We start from the raw sequence: 20,376 nt of genomic DNA on the forward strand, positions 1-20,376 counted from the left end.
GGGACAATGAAGAGTCCCGAGCCCCCGTCCACGAGGTCAGCCGCGCATGACAGCCACGCTCGACACCACCGCGTCCGCCACGGCATCCGCGCCCGCGCCCGCCACGGCACCCGCCGCCGCGAACGCGGCCGCCGGCGAGCCCGCGGCCGCCGCCGCGCCCGCGACCAGCTCCGAGTTCGCGCCGCTGACGATCGGCCCGATGCGGGTATGGCCGCCGGTCGTCCTGGCACCCATGGCCGGCATCACCAACGCACCCTTCCGCACCCTCTGCCGCGAGCAGAGCGGCGGCAAGGGCCTGTACGTGAGCGAGATGATCACCACCCGGGCCCTGGTCGAGCGCAACGCCAAGACCATGCAGCTGATCAAGTTCGACGCGAGCGAGAAGCCGCGCTCGATCCAGCTGTACGGAGTGGACCCGGTGACCGTCGGCAAGGCCGCCCGGATGATCGCCGACGAGGGCCTGGCCGACCACATCGACCTCAACTTCGGCTGCCCCGTCCCCAAGGTGACCCGCAAGGGCGGCGGCTCGGCGCTGCCGTACAAGCGCAACCTGCTCCGCGAGCTGTTGCGCGAGGCCGTGGCGAACGCGGGGGACCTCCCGGTCACCATGAAGATGCGCAAGGGCATCGACGACGACCACCTCACCTACCTGGACGCGGGCCGGATCGGCGCCGAGGAGGGCGTGGCCGCCATCGCCCTGCACGGGCGCACCGCCGCCCAGCACTACGGGGGCACGGCGGACTGGTCGGCGATCGCCCGGCTGCGCGAGTCCGTCCCGGCGCACATCCCGGTGCTCGGCAACGGCGACATCTGGTCGGCGGACGACGCGGTGCGGATGATGCGCGAGACCGGCTGCGACGGGGTGGTGGTCGGGCGCGGCTGCCTCGGCCGGCCGTGGCTGTTCAAGGACCTGGTCTCGATCTTCGAGGGCGAGGTCGACTACGCCCGCCCGAGCTTCGCCGACGTGGCGCGGGCGATGGTGCGCCACGCGCAGCTGCTCGGGGAGTGGCTGGGGGACGAGACCCGCGGCGTGATCGACTTCCGCAAGCACGTCGCCTGGTACACCAAGGGCTTCTCGGTCGGCTCCGAGCTGCGGGTGAAGCTGGCGAACTCCTCCTCCTTGGCCGAATTGGCCGAAACCCTGTCCATGGTGGAGCAGTCGCAGCTCTGGCCGGCCGGCGCGGACGGGCCGCGCGGGCGTACGAGCGGCAACAACCGGGTGGTTCTGCCGGAAGGCTGGTTGGACGATCCGTATGACTGCGCTCTCCCCAGTGCAGACGCCGAATCGGACACCTCTGGCGGTTGATCTGGCCGCTGCGGCAAAAATGGCGCTCGGCGACCCCTTGCCACCGCGTCCCAGCCCTCTTGTCCCATCTGGACAAGAGGGCTCCTTTTTGGTGTACGAGTATCACGGAAAGAGCACGGATCCGGACGCAGTGCGACGATCGGCGGAGGAGACCTACGCCCGACGGGCGAGATGCGTCCGTGACGCTTGCCACATACGGTGGCGACTGACGGCCCTTCAGGTGACGAAATGGACAGGTCGGCAGGGAATCGCTTCCCGAAGGGGGTGGCGCGGGATCGGGTGCTCGGGGTGCAGGAAATCAAGCCGGGGCAACACGCTGGACCGTCGACCGCTACCCTGCGTCCCTCTCGTGTGATCTTCCTGTTTCCCTGAGTTCAAGACTTGAAGGAATGCTCGCGTCATCCGGACGATTTCACCAACAGAGGTGAACGCCTTTACGTGCATTCGATCTGTTGGGTTACCACTGGGTACCGGCCTCATACGGCCTATTGGCGGCGCAGAAGTGCCTTCGAAATGGGTATGTTCTCCGGCGTCAGGGCAACCGTGTGCGAGGAGACCGACCCGTGCCGTCCCAGCAGAAGTTTGTTTACTCCTTCACCGAAGGAAACAAGGACCTCAAGGATCTTCTCGGCGGCAAGGGCGCGAACCTGGCCGAGATGACCAACCTGGGCCTCCCCGTCCCTCCGGGGTTCACCATCACCACCGAGGCCTGCAAGGTCTTCCTGGAGACCGGCAGCGAGCCCGCCTCCCTCCACAAGGAGATCAGCGCCCACCTGGACGCCCTTGAGCAGGAGATGGGCAAGCAGCTCGGCCAGGCCGACGATCCGCTGCTGGTCTCGGTCCGGTCCGGGGCCAAGTTCTCCATGCCCGGCATGATGGACACCGTCCTGAACATCGGCCTCTCCGACACCTCGGTGGTCGGTCTGGTCGCGCAGTCCGGCAACGAGCGTTTCGCTTGGGACTCCTACCGCCGCCTGGTCCAGATGTTCGGCAAGACCGTGCTGGGCGTCGACGGCGAGCTGTTCGAGGAGGCCCTGGACGAGGCCAAGCACGCCAAGGGCACTGTCAACGACCTGGACCTGGACGCTTCCGACCTCCAGGAACTGGTCGAGGTGTTCAAGGGCATCGTCCAGCGCGAGACCGGCCGGGCCTTCCCGCAGGACCCGCGCGAGCAGATGGACCTCGCCATCCACGCCGTCTTCCACTCCTGGAACGGCGACCGCGCGCGGCTCTACCGCCGCCAGGAGCGCATCCCGAACGACCTGGGCACCGCCGTCAACGTCTGTTCCATGGTGTTCGGCAACCTCGGCGAGGACTCCGGCACCGGTGTCGCCTTCACCCGCGACCCCTCCACGGGTGCCGTCGGCGTCTACGGCGACTACCTCTCCAACGCCCAGGGCGAGGACGTCGTCGCCGGCATCCGCAACACCCTGCCGCTCGCCGATCTCGAACAGCTCGACAAGAAGTCGTACGACGAGCTGATGACGATCATGCAGAAGCTCGAGAACCACTACCGCGACCTCTGCGACATCGAGTTCACCATCGAGCGCGGCAAGCTCTGGATGCTCCAGACCCGGGTCGGCAAGCGCACCGCCGCCGCCGCCTTCCGGATCGCCGTCCAGCTGGTCGACCAGGGCCTGATCGACCTGGACGAGGCCCTGATGCGGGTCACCGGCGGTCAGCTCTCCCAGCTGATGTTCCCGCGCTTCGCGCCGAACGCCGAGTCCAAGCAGATCGCCTGGGGCCTGGCCGCCTCGCCCGGCGCCGCGATCGGCAAGGTGGTCTTCGACTCCTACACCGCCGTCAAGTGGTCCCGGTCCGGCGAGAAGGTCATCCTGGTCCGCCGCGAGACCAACCCGGACGACCTGGACGGCATGATCGCCGCCGAGGGCATCCTCACCTCGCGCGGCGGCAAGACCTCGCACGCCGCCGTCGTCGCCCGCGGCATGGGCAAGACCTGTGTCTGCGGTGCCGAGGAGCTGGAGGTCGACACCAAGCGCCGCCGGATGACCACCTCCGACGGCCTGGTGCTGGAAGAGGGCGACATCGTCTCCATCGACGGTGCGAGCGGCAAGGTCTACCTGGGCGAGGTACCCGTCCTGCCGTCCCCGGTGGTCGAGTACTTCGAGGGCACCCTGCACGCCGGCGCCGACGTCCAGGGCGGTCTCGTCCAGGCCGTCCACCGGCTGATGTCGCACGCCGACGGCCGCCGCCGGCTGGCCGTGCGGGCCAACGCCGACAACTCCGAGGACGGCGGCCGCGCCCGTCGCTACGGCGCCCAGGGCATCGGCCTCTGCCGCACCGAGCACATGTTCCTCGGCGAGGAGCGCCGCAAGGAGGTCGAGCACCTGATCCTGGCGGACAACGACAAGGACCGCGAGACCGCGCTCTCCACCCTGCTGCCGCTGCAGAAGGGCGACTTCCTGGAGCTCTTCCAGGCGATGGACGGGCTGCCCGTCACCGTTCGCCTGCTCGACCCGCCGCTGCACGAGTTCCTGCCGGACATCACCGAGCTCTCGGTGCGCGTCGCCCTCGCCGAGGCCCGCAAGGACCCGAACGAGAACGACCTGCGACTGCTCCAGGCGGTGCACAAGCTGCACGAGCAGAACCCGATGCTCGGCCTGCGCGGCGTCCGCCTCGGCCTGGTCATCCCCGGCCTGTTCGGCATGCAGGTGCGCGCCATCGCCGAGGCCGCCGCCGAGCGCAAGCTGGCCGGCGGGGACCCCCGCCCCGAGGTGATGATCCCGCTGGTCGGCACCGTCCAGGAGCTGGAGCTGGTTCGCGACGAGTGCGATCGCGTGCTGGCCGAGGTCGCCCAGTCCACCGGCGTCCAGCTGGACATCAAGCTCGGCACCATGATCGAGCTGCCCCGGGCCGCCCTGACGGCCGGCCAGATCGCCGAGGCCGCCGAGTTCTTCTCCTTCGGCACCAACGACCTCACCCAGACGGTCTGGGGCTTCTCCCGGGACGACGTGGAGGCCTCGTTCTTCACGGCCTACCTGGAGAAGGGCATCTTCGGGGTCTCCCCGTTCGAGACCATCGACCGCGACGGTGTCGGCGCGCTGGTCAAGCACGCCGTCGAGGCCGGCCGGGCCACCCGCCCCGACCTCAAGCTGGGCGTCTGCGGCGAGCACGGCGGCGACCCGGAGTCGGTGCACTTCTTCCACGAGGTGGGGCTGGACTACGTCTCCTGCTCCCCCTTCCGGATCCCGGTGGCGCGCCTGGAGGCAGGCCGCGCCGCCATCGAGACGGCGGGCAGCGACTCGCGCTGACGCGGAGCCCCGGCCAGGCATCGGCCGGGGCACCGCCGACGCGGTCGCTGACCGCACCCCCTCCCACCGGGGAGGGCGTACACCGGAGCTCGGCGCAGGAGAACCGGCGTACGTAACGCGAGCGGGGCGGGAACGGACAATGGCGTCCGTTCCCGCCCCGCTCGTCTGTCTGTGCGGAAGACCCGCGGGGAACGGCGGGGAACGGCGGGGACTCTGCCCGAAGGTCTGGCCGCCCGGCCACCCGGGTCTGCCCGTCCGGTCCGCCATATACCGTCCCTCTGCCCACCCGCGCCGCCCGCCCGTCGCACCCGACGGGCGGCCGCGGGTGTGGCCGCGGCCACGCGTGTGGCTGGCCGGCCACGGCCCGGCCGGCTGCCAAGCTGGAGCGCATGACCAGCAAGAACCGCCTGTTCGCCCTGGTGGCCGTCCTCCTCTGCGCGCTCGCCGCGCTCGCCGGGTGCCAGCTCTCGAACGACGGGGCGGACAGCCCGAAAGCCACCGTCGCCGCCTCCACCGGAGCGAGCGCCACCGGCCCGAAGCCCTCCGCTCCGAAGTCCTCCCCGCCCGCCGGCACCACCCCGGCCCCGGCCGGCGGCTGGGTGCCCACCGACCCCGCGCTGGCCGACGTCTGCCGCACCAAGCTGCCCGCCCAGGCCGTCGACACCCTCGGCCTGATCGCCAAGGGCGGCCCCTACCCGTACCGCTCGGACGGCATCGTCTTCGAGAACCGGGAGAACCGCCTCCCGCGCAAGGCCTCCGGCTACTACCACGAGTACACCGTCGTGACCCCGGGCTCCGGCGACCGCGGCGCCCGACGCGTCGTCACCGGCGGTACCGGGGAGCAGTACTGGACGGCCGACCACTACGGCTCCTTCCTGGAGATCGATGCCCGCTGCTGAGTCATCGGCCCTGGAAAGTACTTTCCACATCGGAAAGTAGATGCCATAGTGGAAGTACCAGCAACGCCGGGGCGCCCACGGGGGCCCCGGGCACTCCAGGGGGATCCATGAACGCCGCCGAACCCGCCGACCCGTCCGCCGCCGAGCTGCCTGCCGCCGAGGCGTTGCGCCTGGCCGACCGGGCCAGGGCCGCCGCCCAGGCACCGGGCCGCCTTCCCGGCTGGTACGGACCGGCCTTCGCGGTGGCGTTCACCGTCTACGGCACCGGCGTCGGACAGGCGATCGGAGCCGGGATGGGCTGGCTGGGCGGGCTGTTCGGGGCGCTCTTCGCCGCCCTGACGGGTGCGCTGGCCCGGGTCGCCGTGAACCAGGGCGGCATCGTGCACCGCATGGCGCCCGGCATCGGTCGGCCGGTGGTCCTGGCCGTCCTCGCGGTGATCCTGGTGGGCCTGGCCGCCCTGCTGCTCGCCTGGCTGGCGGGCGGTGGTGCGCGCTGGATGGGCGCGGCGGCGGGCTTGGCGGCGGGCGCGGCCTTCTGGGTGGCCACGGACCGGCTCACCGCGTCGATCCGCCGGATGCCGGCGGCCCGCTGATGCCGGCCGCGCTCGACCCACTGCTCCAGCACCCGACCCGGCTGATCGTGCTGGCCTTCCTGAGCGCCTGCACCGAGGCCGAGTTCGCCACCGTCCGGGACCACTGCGAGGTCTCCGACTCGACGCTCAGCAAGGCGGCGGCCGCCCTGGAGGAGGCCGGATACGTGGTGGTGAAGAAGGGGTACGTCGGCAAGCGTCCGCGGACCTGGCTCGGCGCCACCAAGGCCGGCCGCAAGGCGCTGGCCGCCCACCTCGCCGAACTCCAGCGGCTGGTGGCCGCGGCCGAGTCCGCCGGCGCCGCCCAGGACCCGGCCTGAGCCCACGCGCCGACCGGACCGCGCCCGCCCACCGGTACGCCCGCAAGTCGCTACGCCCGCACACCGTCGCCCCCGCAGGCCCGCCGCCCTACCGGGCCCGCCGCCAGCCGATCCGCGCGTGCGGCCCGTGCGGGCCGGTGGCGAGCAGGGTCCGCAGCTCCCGCAGCACGGGCTCCGGCTCCCGCCGCAGCTGCACCGGCGTGGCGCGGACGACCGGGAGTCCGGCGGCGGTGAGGCGGTTGGCCCGCGCCAGCCCGCGCTCGTGGTCGGCCGGGCGCAGGTGCCAGGCCCGGGAGTCGATCTCCAGTGCCACGCAGGCCTGCGGCCAGTAGGCGTCGGGGACGGCGAGGAAGCGCCCGTCCAGGAACAGCACCGGGTTCCAGAGCGGCTCCGGCAGGCCGGCCCCGCGGACCAGCTCACGGGCCTCGCCCTCGACGACCGAGCGCACTCCGGCGGTGAGGTCCTCCACCACCTGGGCGACCTGCGGCAGTGCGAGCGCCCCCGGCCGGGTGAGCAACTGGTCCAGCAGCTCGCCGAGATCGCAGTGCCGCCGCTGGACCGCCTCCGCGCAGAGCGCCCGGAACCGGCGCCGACCGCCCTCCCGCGGTACGAGGTCGGCCAGGGCCCGGGCGACCGTCGTGCTCCAGAGCCCGTCGTCCCGCTCGAACCCGCCCGGCAGCGGCCCGGCGGCCCGGTGGATCCGGACGAAGTCCCGGTCCGAGACCCGGCGCGGGCCCGCGATCAGCACGTCGACGTCCCCGAGGTCCGCCGGGTGCCCGGCGGACGGCAGCCCGGCCGAGGCCAGGACCGCCTCCCCGGTCAGCAGCACCTCGCCGGGCCGCGCCGACCGCCCCTTCGGCGCCGCGTACGCGAGCGCCGCGCGCAACCGCTGATGCGGGGTCAGCCGCCCGCTCTGCAGGCAGATCACCCGGGGCAGCACCTGCTGCCAGGGCCCGCCGGGCCGCAGCCGGTGCGCGATGGTGCCGGACGGCACCCCGAGCCGGCGCAGCTGTGCCCGGGTGACGATGTGCTGCTGGTCGGCGCCGAGCAGCAGCAGGGGGTCGAGGAGGTCCGTGCGGGTCATGCCGAAATGCTTCCCGCCCGGGTCGGGGGTATGCGAAACATCGCCCGTCGGGGGAGCGGGCCGCCAATCGGGTTGACGCGACGCCGGTCGGCCGGGTGGGCTTGGCCGCGATGACTTCCCTCCACGCCGGCCCCGGGCTGCTGGCCCGGCTGCTGGGGCACGCCGCGACCGGCGGGCCGTCGGTCAGGCCGTGATCAGCTGCCCAGCACCGCCGCCGTGTCTAAGGCACTCCTGGTTGATCGCGCGTTCCGGGGCGCTCGGCGAGGTGGCGGCGGCGATCCGCAGCTCGATGATGTCCCGCACGGCGGGCCACTCGGAGTCGAGGATCGAGTAGAACGCGGTGGAGCGCACCACCCCGTCCAGCCCGCGCGAGTGTGCCCGGCGGACGCCCTCGGACGTCGCGCCCAGGCGCTCGATCGCGGCCCGGGAGCGCAGGTTGCGGGCGTCCGCGCGCATCGAGATCCGCTGCACCCGCCACTCCTCGAAGGCGTACCGCAGCATCAGCAGCTTCGCCTCGGCGTTGACGCCGGTGCCCTGGGCACGCGGGGAGAGCCAGGTGTTGCCGATCTCGGCGGCGTCCGGGACGGCCGTGGCCGGATCGCCGAACGGCACGCCGGGCACCGGCGGCCAGACGACCGGGCCCTGCCAGTAGTCGAGTTCGAGGAACCGGGTGGAGCCGACCACCCGGCCGTCCGCGAGGTTCACCGTCGCGAACGGCAGCGCCCGGCCCGCGGCCCGGTCGGCGAGGGCGCGCGTGATGTAGTCGCGGGCCGCCTCCAGGCCGTGCGGGACGGGAGTGAAGGCGTAGGTCGTACGGTCCTCGGCGCCGGCCTCGGCGATGGCCTCGGCATGGTGCGCGGCAAGGGGCTCCAGCCGCACGGTGCGGCCGGTGAGGATGACAGGTACGGGCACGGAACCATCGGTCCTTCATCGGTCGGAGGGCGCGTCCCGCGCCTGGGTGCGGCTCGGGCTGCGTGGACGTTCGCCCCGGCCCCGGAATCCGCCCGCCCGGGACCGCGCACGCCGGAGGACCGGTCGGACGGGGTGGGGGCGGCGGCCCGGAGGCGGGCAGCGCGGTGCCGGAACGGACACGGGTCGACGGACCGGTCCGGCGGGATGAGCGAGGGGACAGTGTGCGTCCGCGAGATGGCCGAAGAGGAAACGTGAGCGCGAAGGGGAGCAGGCGGCCAGATGAAGGCAAGATGCGTCGTGGGTGACTGGCCGAGCACCGGGCCGGGACGTGATCGACGGCGTTACGGACGACGTGACGACGACGCGGCGATGCGAGGCAGCGAGAGGACGATACCCGCCAGAAGGCGGTGCGTCACCTCGCAGCACACGAATGGGCGCGCGGGCCTTCCGGACGCACGCCCAGGAGGGGCTTCGGGCACCCGTGACCAGCGGGTTTGCCGCCGGGTGCGATCATGGTCCGGAGGGCATCGCGGCGCGCCGCCGGGGCACCCCGGCGGGTCGCCGGGCGTTCCCCGGGGAAGCGGCCGCGCGACGGCCGCGGCCGGCGGGAATTCCGGCGGCGTCCGGCACGCTGGAGACGACGACAAGCCGGTACCGGTCGACGAGTAGAGAACGGGGTGTGGGTGCGCGGTGCGTGATCCCCAGGAGCTGTACGAGCTGGATCAGCAGGGCGTGGCCGCCGTGGCCGCGGCGAAGGCCGCGCTGGCCGACACCGGCGCGGGCCTGGTGCTGCTCCACCACTTCGAGGGCTTCATGGACGCCGGCGAGGCCGGCGGCCAGGTGGTCGCCCACCTGCTGGAGGAGGGCGAGCCGCAGGTGGTGGCCCGCTTCGACCACGACCGCCTGGTGGACTACCGGGCCCGCCGCCCCGCGATGCTGTTCGACCGCGAGCACTGGGCCTCCTACGAGCCGCCGGAGATCCTCCTCCAGCTGGTCCACGACGCGGCCGGCTCGCCGTTCCTGCTGCTCACCGGGCCCGAGCCGGACGTCGAGTGGGAGCGCTTCGGCGCCGCCGTGCGCCGGCTCGTCGAGCGCTTCGAGGTCCGGCTGACGCTGGACTTCCACGGCATCCCGATGGGCGTGCCGCACACCCGCCCGGTCGGCCTGACCCCGCACGGCACCCGGCTGGACCTCGCCGCCGGCTACCCGCAGTGGTTCGAGCAGGCCCAGGTGCCGGGCAGCGCGCAGGCACTGCTGGAGTACCGGCTGGCCGAGGCCGGGCACGACGTCCTGGGCTTCGCCGTGCACGTGCCGCACTACGTGGCGCGCTCGGCCTACCCGGCGGCCGCGGTGCTGATCCTGGAGGCCGTGCAGTCCGCCACCGGCCTGGTGCTGCCGGGCACCCGGCTGCGCGAGCGGGTGGGCGAGGTGTACGCCGACATCGAGGAGCAGCTGGCCCACGGGGACGGCGAGTTGCGCTCCGCGATCCGCGGCATGGAGGGCCAGTACGACGCCGTCGCGGGGGCGGAGGGCCGGGAGAGCCTGCTGGCCGAGCCGGTCGACCTGCCGTCGGCGGACGAGCTGGGCCGGCGCTTCGAGCAGTTCCTGGCCGAGCACGAGCGCGGCCCCGAGTAGTCCGCGCGCCGGCGTCCGCCGGACTCTCCGCCCCGGGCGGGAGAGTTCGGGCGCCGTCGTTCGTTGGCGGTGAGGTGCCCGGGGGACGGGCCGCCGTGAAGAGATGCGTCGCCGGCTCCGGCCCCCGGGGGGATTCCATGTCCGTGTCCACACGCCCGACCGCGGTTCTGGCCACCGGGCTGGCCGCGCTGCTGCTGGCCGCCTGCAGCGGCGGCGGTGCCGCGGGTACCGCCGCCCGGTCACCGGGCGGCCCCGAGCCGGTGCGGGCCACCCCCACCCCGACCCCGCTCCCCACCGGCCCCTACGTCGCCCTCGGGGACTCCTACACCTCCGGGCTGAAGATCGCCCCGCAGGTGGGCGAACCGAGGGGCTGCGCCCGCTCGGCCGTCAACTACCCGTCCCTGGTGGCGAAGGCCCTCGGCCTGGCGGACGACCGGTTCAAGGACGTCAGCTGCAGCGGTGCCCGAACCGGGGACCTCACCGGCTCCCAGGAGACCGACGGCGGCGGGGTCAACCCGCCGCAGCTGGACGCGCTCTCCCCGGCCACCCGCCTGGTCACGGTCGGGATCGGCGGCAACGACGCCGGGTTCATGGAGGTCGTCGGCGAGTGCGCCAAGGAGAACCTGGCGGACGTGGTGAAGAGCCTGATCGGCTCGGGGCGGGCGCCGGCGCCGTGCAAGGACCACTACGCCTCCGCCGGCGGCGCCGCCGACCAGGTGCAGCGCAAGGTGGACATCGCCGGCGAACGGCTGGGCCAGGTGCTGCAGGAGGTCAAGCGCCGCTCCCCGCAGGCCCGCGTCTACGTGGTCGGCTACCCGGTGCTGCTGCCGGCCGACCCGGCGAGCTGCGTACCGGTGCTCGGCCGGGCCCTGGCCGCGGCCGACCTCGGCTTCATCGCCGAGAAGGAGCAGCAGTTGAACGCGATGCTCAAGCGGCGCGCGGAGACGGCGGGCGCCGTCTTCGTGGACGCGGCCGCGCCCTCGGCCGGTCACGACATGTGCGCCGGCGAGGCGGCCCGCTGGGTGGAGCCGCCGTTCCCGGCCCCCGGGCTGGCGGCGATCCACCCCAACGCCAGGGGCCAGGAGGGCGTGGCGGCAGCCGTGTTGAAGGCCGTCCGGGGCTGAGCCCCCGCCGGCCGGGGCGGTCCGGCACCCGGCCGGACCGGCCCCGGACGGACGGCCAGGGTTCACGTCCCGGCCCGCACCCCTTCGCGCGCGGCACATCCCGGCTGTCGGAGCGGCGGCGTACGGTGATTGGCATATGGACGACACTGCACACCGCCTCCCCGACGCCCCGTTCCCGTACGACCACGCCGCCGAGGCCCGCTGGGTGCCCGAGCCGGACAAGCGCCCGGGCCGGACGGCCTTCCAGCGCGACCGCGCCCGCGTGCTGCACTCCGCGGCCCTGCGCCGACTCGCCGGCACCACCCAGGTCGTTGCCCCGATGCGCAGTGACTTCCCCCGGACCAGGCTCACCCACTCGCTCGAATGCGCCCAGGTCGGGCGGGAGTTGGGCGCCGCCCTCGGCTGCGACCCGGACCTCGTCGAGACGGCCTGCCTGGCCCACGACATCGGCCACCCGCCGTTCGGCCACACCGGCGAGGAGGCCCTCGACCAGGCCGCCGAGGCCTGCGGCGGCTTCGAGGGCAACGCGCAGTCGCTGCGCATCCTGACCCGCCTGGAGCCCAAGCGCTTCGCCCCGCAGGACGAGCAGCCCGCCCGGCTCGCCCCCTGGCCCGGCCGCAGCGTCGGCCTCAACCTGACCCGGGCCGCACTGGACGCCGCCACCAAGTACCCCTGGACGTACGGCGCGCACCCGGTCGACCCGGCCTCGTCCAAGTACGGCGTCTACGCCGACGACCTGCCGGTGTTCCGCTGGCTGCGGGCCGGCACCCCGCCCGGGCGCAAGTGCTTCGAGGCCACCGTGATGGACTGGTCCGACGACGTCGCCTACTCCACCCACGACGTGGAGGACGGCCTCCAGGCCGGCCACATCGAGCCGGCCGTGCTGCGCGCCCCGAGCGAGCGCGCCGAGCTGTTCAAGGTGGCCGAGCGCTACGCGCCGGACGCCGAGCCCGAGGAGCTGGCCGCCGCGCTGGACCGGCTGCTCGGTCAGGAGTGGTGGCCCAGCGCCTACGACGGCTCGGCCCGCGCCCGGGCCGGCCTGAAGGACCTCACCAGCCAGCTGATCGGCCGCTTCTGCCTGGCCGCCGAGCAGGCGACCCGGGCCCGCTACGGCCCCGGCCGGCTCAGCCGGTACGCGGCCGAGCTGGTGGTGCCGCGGGACGTCCGGCTGGAGTGCGCGGTGCTCAAGGCCGTCGCGGTGCGCTTCGTGATGCAGCGCGACGAGCAGGCCCAGCTCCGGGCCCGCCAGCGGATCGTGATCGCCGAGCTGGCCCACGTCCTCGCCGAGCGGGCGCCCGAGGGCCTGGACCCGGTCTTCGCCACCCTCTACCGCGAGGCGGAGGACGACCGCGGGGCCCTCCGTGCGGTGATCGACCAGATCGCCACCCTCACCGACGCCTCCGCCCTGGCGCTGCACGCCAGACTGGTGGGGCCGCCCCGGTCGTGAGGAGGCCGCCCCGGCGCGGTCGGTAACCCGCGCCGCCCCAGTAGACTTCCGGGGTGGCCGGGCGGATCAGGGACGAAGACGTACAGGCGGTGCGGAGCGCACTGCCGATCGACGTGGTGGTCGGCGACTACGTACAGCTCACCAACGGTGGCGGTGGCGAGTACAAGGGCGTCTGCCCGTTCCACGACGAGAAGTCCGCCTCCTTCTACGTGAACCCCGCCAAGGGCGTCTTCCACTGCTTCGGCTGCCAGGAGAACGGCGACACCATCGCCTTCCTGATGAAGATCGAGCACTTCACCTTCGCCGAGGCCGTCGAGCGGATGGCAGCCCAGGCCAACATCACGCTCCGCTACGAGGAGGGTGGCTACAGCCCCCGCCACCAGCAGGGCGAGCGCACCCGGCTGGTCGAGGCGCACAAGGTGGCCGCCGCCTGGTTCCGGGAGCAGCTCGGCTCGCCGGAGGCCGAGATCGGGCGGCGCTTCCTCGCCGAGCGCGGTTTCGACGAGGCGGCGGCGGCGACCTTCGGCGTCGGCTACGCCCCGGCCGGCTGGGAGAACCTGGTCCGCTACCTGCGCGGCAAGGGCTTCAGCGACAAGGAGATCCTGCTCGGCGGCCTGGCCTCGCAGGGCCAGCGCGGCGGCCTGATCGACCGCTTCCGGGGCCGGCTGGTCTGGCCGATCCGCGACATCGCCGGTGAGACGGTCGGCTTCGGCGCCCGCCGGCTGCGCGAGGACGACAACGGCCCGAAGTACCTCAACACGCCCGAGACGCCGATCTACAAGAAGTCCCACGTGCTGTACGGCATCGACCTGGCGAAGAAGGAGATCGCCAAGTCGGGCCGGGCGGTGGTGGTCGAGGGCTACACCGACGTGATGGCCTGCCACCTGGCCGGGGTCACCACGGCGGTGGCCACCTGCGGCACCGCCTTCGCCGAGGACCACATCAAGATCATCCGCCGGCTGCTGATGGACACCTCCCAGTACCGCGGCGAGACGGTCTTCACCTTCGACGGCGACGCGGCCGGCCAGAAGGCCGCCCTGCGGGCCTTCGAGGACGACCAGAAGTTCGCCGCCAAGACCTCCATCGCGGTCAGCCCCGGCGGCATGGACCCGTGCGACCTGCGCCTGGCCAAGGGCGACGAGGCGGTCCGGGAGCTGATCGACAACCCCGTCCCGCTGTTCGAGTTCGCGCTGCGCTCGGCCGTCGCCCGGCACCGGGTGGAGAACCCGGAGGGCCGCTCGGCGGCCCTGGAGGAGGCCGCGCCGATCGTCGCCAAGATCAAGGACCGCTCGATCCAGCACGAGTACGCCGTCCGGCTGGCCGGCATGCTCGGCATCCTGGACGAGCAGTTCGTGGTCCGCCGGATCTCCCAGCTGGCCCGCTGGGAGCGCGAGCGCCAGCAGAACCCGCGCGCCAACGGCCAGCAGCGCCGCCCCGAGCAGGCCCAGCCGGTCCGCTCCGCCCCGCCGGCCTTCCGGCTCAACCCGCGGGACCCGGCCCAGTTCGTCGAGCGCGAGCTGCTCAAGCTGGCCCTGCAGCACCCGGACCTGGTCAGCCCGGCCTTCGACCACTACGGCGAGGACGAGTTCCCCACGCCGCCGTACACCGCCGTGCGCCGCGCCATCGGCCAGGCCGGCGGCGCCGCGTACGGGGCCACCCTGGCCGACTTCACCAGCACGGTCCGCGAGGCGGCCCCGGACGACCGGGTCCGTTCGCTGGTCACCGAGCTGATCGTCGAACCGGTGCGCTCGCGCCGCAAGGTGGACGCGATCTACGCCGGGGAGTTCCTGGTCAAGCTGCGGCTGCTGGCGGTCGACCGCCGCGTCGAGGAGGTCCGCGGGCACCTCCAGCGGCTCGGCACCCGGGCCTCCGCCGAGGAACTGCACGCGGTGCAGACCGAGCTGTGGCAGCTCCAGCAGTACGGGCAGAGCCTGCGCAGCCGGGGCGCCGCCGCGCTCTGACGCCGGGTCCGGTCGGCGCCGGCGCGGGTGCCTCCCGGAGGAGCGGCCCTCGCGGCCCGCCGGAGAAAGTCCGCGCACGAGTCTCGGCCACGAAGCGTGGCGTACCGCACACTGGAGGGCGTCCCACCTCCGTCCAGCGCGCGGGTCCGCCAGAGTCGCGCCCGCCCCGAGGGATGCCCGTGGACCAAGGCCTAGCCGCGACCGCCCGCCCGACCACCGATCCGCTCGCCCCCCACGACGACGACCACGGCCGGGCCGGCCCGCCGCCCGCCGACGGTGCCCGGGTGCCCGCGCAGGGCCTCCCGGAGGGCCACCCCGGGGCCGCCGACCCCGATCCCGATCCCGATCCCGTGCCCGCCGCCGGTCGGGCGGCGGAGCCGGGGTCCGAGGCCGAGCCGGACCTCGACGCCGAGCCCGACCCCGGCCCGGCGGGCGCCACCGGCCCGGCGGCGGACCTCTTCCGCCAGTACCTGCGCGAGATCGGCCGGATCCGGCTGCTGAACGCCGCCGAGGAGGTGGAGCTGGCCCGCCGGATCGAGGCCGGCCTGTTCGCGGAGGAGCGGCTCAACCGCGAGCCGCCGCCGCCCGACCCGCTGGCCGGGGAGCTGGACACCCTCGTGGTGACCGGGCGGATCGCCAAACGGCGGCTGATCGAGGCCAACCTGCGTCTGGTGGTCTCGGTCGCCAAGCGGTACATCGGCCGCGGCCTCACCATGCTGGACCTGGTCCAGGAGGGCAACCTCGGCCTGATCCGGGCGGTGGAGAAGTTCGACTACGCCCGCGGGTACAAGTTCTCGACCTACGCGACCTGGTGGATCCGCCAGGCGATGAGCCGGGCGCTGGCCGACCAGGCGCGGACGATCCGGGTGCCGGTGCACGTGGTCGAGCTGATCAACCGGGTCATCCGGGTGCAGCGCGCGCTGCTCCAGGAGAGCGGGACCGAGCCGGGCCCGGCCGAGATCGCCGTCGCCCTGGAGCTGACCGAGGCCCGGGTGCGCGAGCTGCTCCGGCTGGCCCAGGAGCCGATCTCGCTGCACACCCCGGTCGGCGAGGAGGACGACGTCGCGCTCGGCGACCTGATCGAGGACGCGGACGCGGCCTCACCGGCCGAGTCCGCCACCTTCCTGCTGCTGCGTCAGCACCTGGAGGCGGTACTGGCCACGCTGGGGGACCGCGAGCGCCAGGTCGTCCAGCTCCGCTACGGCCTGGACGACGGCCGCCCGCGGACCCTGGAGGAGATCGGCGTGCTGTTCGGCGTGACCAGGGAGCGGATCCGCCAGATCGAGTCCAAGACCCTGGTCAAGCTCCGGGAGCACGCCTTCGCCGAGCAGCTCCGCGGCTACCTCGACTAGGAGCTCGGCACCGGGGCGGCGGGGGTGGCCGGCGGCGAGGCCGGGCCGATCGGGATCGGGGTCGAGGCGATCATCTCGGCCAGCCCCGAGACGCCCGCCGTGCAGGCGTCCCCGGCCGGCTGGTGGCCGCAGACCCGGAAGGTGGCGTTCGGGTCCGCCGCGTTCACCATCGCCGAGTAGTTGTCGTACCCCCAGTGGATCAGCGCCGTCTCGGTCTCGCCGCCGCTGCTGGTGATGGTCGCCCAGTCGTCCGGCGCGCCCTCGGTGATGGCGGCCCAGGCGGCCTGGCAGCGCTGGCTGTAGCGGAGGTAGATCACCACCTTGCCGATGTTGCCGGTCAGCAGGGTGCGGGCGTCGGCGCCGCAGCCGGTCGCCTTGGGATCCTTGTGCGAGCAGCCCATCGCCTGGCAGGACGACTCGGTCGGGGCGGTCCGCGCGGTCGGGGTGGCCGTGGCCGTCCCGGCCCCGGTGACCTGTGCGACGGCGGCCGGTTCGGCGCCGTCGCCGCGGGTGTAGTGGACCCCGGCCAGCACCATGAGGGCGGCCACCGCGGCCGCGCAGCCGACCAGGGCGACCGGCCGCCGCCACCAGCGGACGGACGGCGCCAGGTCCGGCCGGTCCTCGACCACCGGTTCGGCGCCGTCGGGTTCCGCGGGTTCCGCCTCCGGCTCCGGCTCCGGGTCCGCCCCGGCCCCTTCCACCGCCGGCTCCTGGACCGCCGGGCCGTCCGGGTCCGGGTACGCCTGCGCCTCCGTGTCCGCCGGCACGCCGTCGGTGCCGGCCGCGTCCCGCGCACCCGCCGCGGTCTGCTCCCAGAGCGCCCGCAGCGCTGGGCCGTCGCACTCGACCGCCCTGATCAGGGCGTCGAGCGCCTGCTCGGTGATGACCCGCTTGCCGTTCAGCCAGCGTTCCCAGGAGGCCCGGCTGTAGTGGGTCCGGGAGGCGAGCTCGGAGAGCGAGAACCCGGTGGCGTCCTTGACCGCACGGAGCTCCTCCGTCAGGCGCCTCGCGGGCACGGAGAGGTCGTCCGGCAGTTGCTTCCAGGCGGAGCCCATTTCGGTCAGTCCCAACATCGGAGGCGGGCGGCGGAGGCGCCGGAAGGGCCTGAACGGGCTCCGGCCCGGGCCGTGGGGGCCGCTCCCGTGTCTCCAACCTCATCGGCATGTTGTCCCAAACACCAGGTCCTGGCCCTGAGACGGACGGAAGTGTCTCACAACCCCGGCTGACGCTCGAACAGGTGCCTGGTCGTCATGCAGAGTTCTCTCACCGGTGCGTTTCGCGGTCCGGATGTTTCGTCCGGACCCTGCTTTCCAGGCCGGTCCCCGACGTCCCGATCCCCCACCGGACATGGCAGCCTCGCGGGGGGAGGCTGCCCCGTCCGAGGGACGTACGGCGGGGGAGGGCGCTTCTGTGCGCCCTCCCCCGCCGTGATCACGGGCCCGCCGGCGCCCGCCTCGGCCGAGCCGGTGTCAGTGGTGGAAGGCCGTCCTGGGCGGCACCCCGTACTCCTTGAGCGGGCGGGGCTGGCTCCGCAGCTCCGGCAGCAGCCGGTCGAGGTCGGCGAGCAGCAGGTCGGCCAGGTCCCGGGAGAAGCCGTTGCGGCAGACCACCCGGAGCACCGAGAGGTCCTCCCGGTCGGCGGGGAAGGTGTACGCCGGTACCTGCCAGCCGCGCTCGCGCAGTCTCCGCGAGACGTCGAACACGTCGAAGCTCACCCCCTCGGAGGTGGTGAAGGCGAAGACCGGCAGTTCGTCGCCCCGGGTCAGCAGCCGGAAGTCGCCGAGCGCCTCGATCTGCCCGGCGAGGTAGACCGCGACCTCCCGGCAGGCCCCCTGGACGGCCGTGAAGCCGCTGCGGCCCAGCCGCAGGAAGGTGTAGTACTGCGCGATCACCTCCGCGCCGGGGCGGGAGAAGTTCAGCGCGAAGGTCGGCATCTCCCCGCCGAGGTAGTTGACCCGGAACACCAGCTCCTCGGGCAGCGAGTCGTGGTCCCGCCAGAGCGCCCAGCCGACCCCGGGGTAGACCAGGCCGTACTTGTGGCCGGAGGTGTTGATCGAGGCGACCCGCGGCAGCCGGAAGTCCCAGACCAGCTCGGGGTCCAGGAAGGGCGCGACCATGGCGCCGGAGGCGCCGTCCACGTGCACTGGGATGTCCAGCCCGGTGCGCTGCTGCAGCGCGTCGAGGGCGGCGCTGAGCTCCGCCACCGGCTCGTAGGAGCCGTCGAAGGTCGATCCGAGCACGGCCACCACCCCGATGGTGTCCTCGTCGCAGAGCGCCAGCGCCTCCTCCGTGCCGAGGTGGAAGCGCTCGCCGGCCATCGGCACGAGGCGGGCCTCGACCTCCCAGAAGGTGCAGAACTTCTCCCAGCAGACCTGGACGTTGACGCCCATCACCAGGTTCGGGCGGGCGCCGGTCGCGTACCGGTCGGCGTTGCGCTTCATCCAGCGCCGCTTGAGGGCGAGGCCGGCCAGCATGCAGGCCTCGCTGGAGCCGGTGGTGGAGCAGCCGACCGCGGCGCTCGGGTCGGGCGCGTGCCAGAGGTCGGCGAGGATCGCCACGCAGCGCCGCTCCAGCTCGGCGGTCTGCGGGTACTCGTCCTTGTCGATCATGTTCTTGTCGAGGCACTCGGTCATCAGCCGGGTGGCCTGGACCTCCATCGACGTGGTGACGAAGGTCGCCAGGTTGAGTTTGGCGTTCCCGTCCAGCATCAGCTCGTCGTGGATCAGCTGGTACGCCGTGTCGGCCGCCACCGGGCCGTCGGAGAGGCGGTGCAGCGGGGGGGCCAGCTCCATCGCGCTCAGCGGGTCGGCGGAGCCGACGAACGGATTGACGGACAGCCGGCGGTCGTCGCCGGTCCCCTTGTGCAGCGCCATGTGGTCCTGTCGCCCTTCGCTCCGGTGACCGCGTCGCTCCTCACGCTGCCACCGGCCACCGGAAGGCGCATCTCCACGGCGGCGCGGCACGCCCGCCCCCGGGGGCCGCCGGGCGGATCAGGCGGCCGTCTCCGGGTGGATCTGCTCGCGGGCGGCCCGGTACTGCTGACGGACCGCCGAGCCGACCGGCAGGTCCTGCTCGGCGTCCGGTGTAACGGTGACGGCCTCCGGAAGCTCCCAGCGCGGCGGTTCGGGGGTGCCGGCCAGCGCCCAGGCGGCCTGCCGGGCCGCGCCGCGCGCCGCGTGGGCACCCGGCGGCGGCACCACGACCGGGATGCCGAACAGCTGCGGGGCGATCTGCCGCACGGCCGGCAGCCGCCCGGTGGCGCCCAGCAGGAAGACCCGCTTCACCCCGACGCCCTGGGCGCGCAGCACGTCCAGCGCGTCCGCGATGTTGCAGAGCATGCCCTCGACGGCGGCCCGGGCCAGGTGCTCGGGGGTCATCGACTCGGCCCGGAGCCCGGTCAGGGTGCCGGCCGCGTGGGGCAGCGCGGGCGTCCGCTCGCCGTCCAGGTAGGGCAGCAGCACCAGGCCGTACGCGCCGGGGGAGGAGCGCAGGGCCAGGTCGCCGAGGCCGTCCAGGTCGCAGCCGAGCATCGCCGCCGTGGAGCGGAGCACCTGGGCGGCGTTCAGGGTGGCGACCATCGGCAGGTGGCGGCCGGTGGCGTCGGCGAAGGAGGAGACCAGCCCGGTGGCGTCCACCACGGCCTGCTCGTTCACCGCGAAGATCGTCCCGGAGCTGCCCAGCGAGACCACCGCGTCGCCGGGCCGCAGGCCCAGCCCGAGCGCGGCGGCCATGTTGTCGCCGGTGCCGGCCGAGATCAGCAGGCCCTCGGGGGTGTGCCCGGCGGGTTCGGCGGGGCCGAGCACGTCGGGCAGCCTCAGCTCGTGGCCGAGCGCGAGCTCCACCAGGTCCTGCCGGTACTCACCGGTGATCGGCGACCAGTAGCCGGTGCCGGAGGCGTCGCCCCGGTCGGTGGTGCGCCGCTTGGGGTGGCCGAGCAGTTGCCAGACCAGCCAGTCGTGCGGCAGCAGCACCTCGGCCACCCGGCGGGCGTTGGCCGGTTCGAACTCGGCCAGCCAGCGCAGCTTGGCGATGGTGTACATCGGGCCGGGGACGGCCCCGATCGCCGCCGTCCAGGCCGCCGGGCCGCCAAGCGCGTCCAGCAGCGCGGCGGCGGCGCCGCTGGAGCGCGGGTCGTTCCAGAGGATCGCGGGGCGGACCAGGACGCCGCCGGCGTCCAGGCCGATCATGCCGTGCTGCTGCGCGCTGACGCCGATCGCCCGGACGCCCTCCAGCAGACCACCGGCGGCGGCGTCCCCCAGCGAGTGCAGCCAGACCTGCGGGTCGGCCTCACCGGCCCGCAGGTCGGCCGCCTGCGGCACGGGGTGCGGCGCCTTGCCGGACCGCAGCACCGCGCCGGTCTCGCTGTCGCACGCGACGATCCGGGTGCGACCGGTCGAGCTGTCTATCCCCGCGACGATGGCCATGTCGAGATCATGCCTCAGCGCACGTCCGGACGCTGCCAGGCCCGGTAAGT

General features: G+C 73.7%; 15 protein-coding genes. 10 read left to right on the forward strand and 5 right to left on the reverse strand.

Annotation, left to right across the window (positions count from 1 at the left end; translation table 11 throughout):
* Positions 1–199 precede the first annotated feature (199 nt).
* The 5 genes from dusB to ACIF6L_RS06475 all read left to right on the forward strand — a co-directional run bounded on the left by dusB (position 200) and on the right by ACIF6L_RS06475 (position 6,387).
* Positions 200–1,306 (forward strand): tRNA dihydrouridine synthase DusB, encoded by a 1,107-nt coding sequence (gene dusB / locus ACIF6L_RS06455; protein ID WP_329492091.1) that lies wholly within the window; start codon positions 200–202, stop codon positions 1,304–1,306.
* Positions 1,307–1,869: 563 nt separating this feature from the next.
* Entirely contained in the window at positions 1,870–4,578 is a 2,709-nt protein-coding gene (gene ppdK / locus ACIF6L_RS06460) for a pyruvate, phosphate dikinase (protein ID WP_359802950.1), read from the forward strand.
* 389 nt (positions 4,579–4,967) lie between these two features.
* Positions 4,968–5,477: a ribonuclease domain-containing protein gene (locus tag ACIF6L_RS06465; RefSeq protein ID WP_396487019.1), complete on the forward strand. Its 510-nt coding sequence runs from the start codon at positions 4,968–4,970 to the stop codon at positions 5,475–5,477.
* A 107-nt stretch (positions 5,478–5,584) separates the two neighbouring features.
* Positions 5,585–6,070 carry a hypothetical protein gene (locus ACIF6L_RS06470; protein WP_396487018.1) on the forward strand — a complete coding sequence of 162 codons (486 nt, stop codon included), beginning with the start codon at positions 5,585–5,587 and terminating at the stop codon, positions 6,068–6,070.
* On the forward strand, positions 6,070–6,387 hold the full coding sequence (locus tag ACIF6L_RS06475; RefSeq protein ID WP_329487535.1) for a transcriptional regulator: 318 nt from the start codon (positions 6,070–6,072) through the stop codon (positions 6,385–6,387). The genes ACIF6L_RS06470 and ACIF6L_RS06475 overlap by 1 nt, the downstream gene beginning before the upstream one ends.
* Before the next feature lie 88 nt (positions 6,388–6,475).
* On the opposite strand, the gene ACIF6L_RS06480 is transcribed toward ACIF6L_RS06475, so the two are convergent.
* Both ACIF6L_RS06480 and ACIF6L_RS06485 read right to left on the reverse strand, forming a co-directional pair.
* Complete coding sequence (locus ACIF6L_RS06480; RefSeq protein ID WP_396487017.1) at positions 6,476–7,471, reverse strand: hypothetical protein; 996 nt, start codon at positions 7,469–7,471, stop codon at positions 6,476–6,478.
* Positions 7,472–7,654: 183 nt separating this feature from the next.
* Complete coding sequence (locus ACIF6L_RS06485; protein ID WP_396487016.1) at positions 7,655–8,383, reverse strand: GNAT family N-acetyltransferase; 729 nt, start codon at positions 8,381–8,383, stop codon at positions 7,655–7,657.
* A 690-nt stretch (positions 8,384–9,073) separates the two neighbouring features.
* Here ACIF6L_RS06485 and ACIF6L_RS06490 point away from each other — a divergent pair.
* The 5 genes from ACIF6L_RS06490 (at position 9,074) to ACIF6L_RS06510 (ending at position 15,902) form a co-directional block, all read left to right on the forward strand.
* Positions 9,074–10,018, forward strand: a complete 945-nt coding sequence (locus tag ACIF6L_RS06490; RefSeq protein ID WP_352289789.1) for a PAC2 family protein — start codon at positions 9,074–9,076, stop codon at positions 10,016–10,018.
* 143 nt (positions 10,019–10,161) lie between these two features.
* Complete coding sequence (locus ACIF6L_RS06495; protein WP_396487015.1) at positions 10,162–11,142, forward strand: SGNH/GDSL hydrolase family protein; 981 nt, start codon at positions 10,162–10,164, stop codon at positions 11,140–11,142.
* Between the two features lie 136 nt (positions 11,143–11,278).
* Positions 11,279–12,589, forward strand: a complete 1,311-nt coding sequence (locus ACIF6L_RS06500; protein ID WP_329487526.1) for a deoxyguanosinetriphosphate triphosphohydrolase — start codon at positions 11,279–11,281, stop codon at positions 12,587–12,589.
* 53 nt (positions 12,590–12,642) lie between these two features.
* Positions 12,643–14,550 carry a DNA primase gene (gene dnaG / locus ACIF6L_RS06505; protein ID WP_352289783.1) on the forward strand — a complete coding sequence of 636 codons (1,908 nt, stop codon included), beginning with the start codon at positions 12,643–12,645 and terminating at the stop codon, positions 14,548–14,550.
* A gap of 173 nt (positions 14,551–14,723) precedes the next feature.
* Positions 14,724–15,902: an RNA polymerase sigma factor gene (locus ACIF6L_RS06510; protein ID WP_396487014.1), complete on the forward strand. Its 1,179-nt coding sequence runs from the start codon at positions 14,724–14,726 to the stop codon at positions 15,900–15,902.
* Here the strand turns inward: ACIF6L_RS06510 and ACIF6L_RS06515 are convergent.
* From ACIF6L_RS06515 to ACIF6L_RS06525, 3 genes are all read right to left on the reverse strand, one after another.
* Entirely contained in the window at positions 15,899–16,957 is a 1,059-nt protein-coding gene (locus tag ACIF6L_RS06515; RefSeq protein ID WP_396492480.1) for a DUF2690 domain-containing protein, read from the reverse strand. The two genes, ACIF6L_RS06510 and ACIF6L_RS06515, sit on opposite strands and share 4 nt — an antisense overlap.
* 414 nt (positions 16,958–17,371) lie before the next feature.
* Positions 17,372–18,775, reverse strand: a complete 1,404-nt coding sequence (locus ACIF6L_RS06520) for a glutamate decarboxylase (protein ID WP_396487012.1) — start codon at positions 18,773–18,775, stop codon at positions 17,372–17,374.
* Between the two features lie 117 nt (positions 18,776–18,892).
* The gene (locus tag ACIF6L_RS06525) at positions 18,893–20,326 is read right to left on the reverse strand and encodes an FGGY family carbohydrate kinase (RefSeq protein ID WP_396487011.1); all 1,434 of its coding nucleotides are present in this window, start codon (positions 20,324–20,326) and stop codon (positions 18,893–18,895) included.
* Positions 20,327–20,376 lie beyond the last annotated feature (50 nt).

Source organism: Kitasatospora sp. NPDC086009 (genome assembly GCF_044540385.1).
Lineage (GTDB): Bacteria > Actinomycetota > Actinomycetes > Streptomycetales > Streptomycetaceae > Kitasatospora.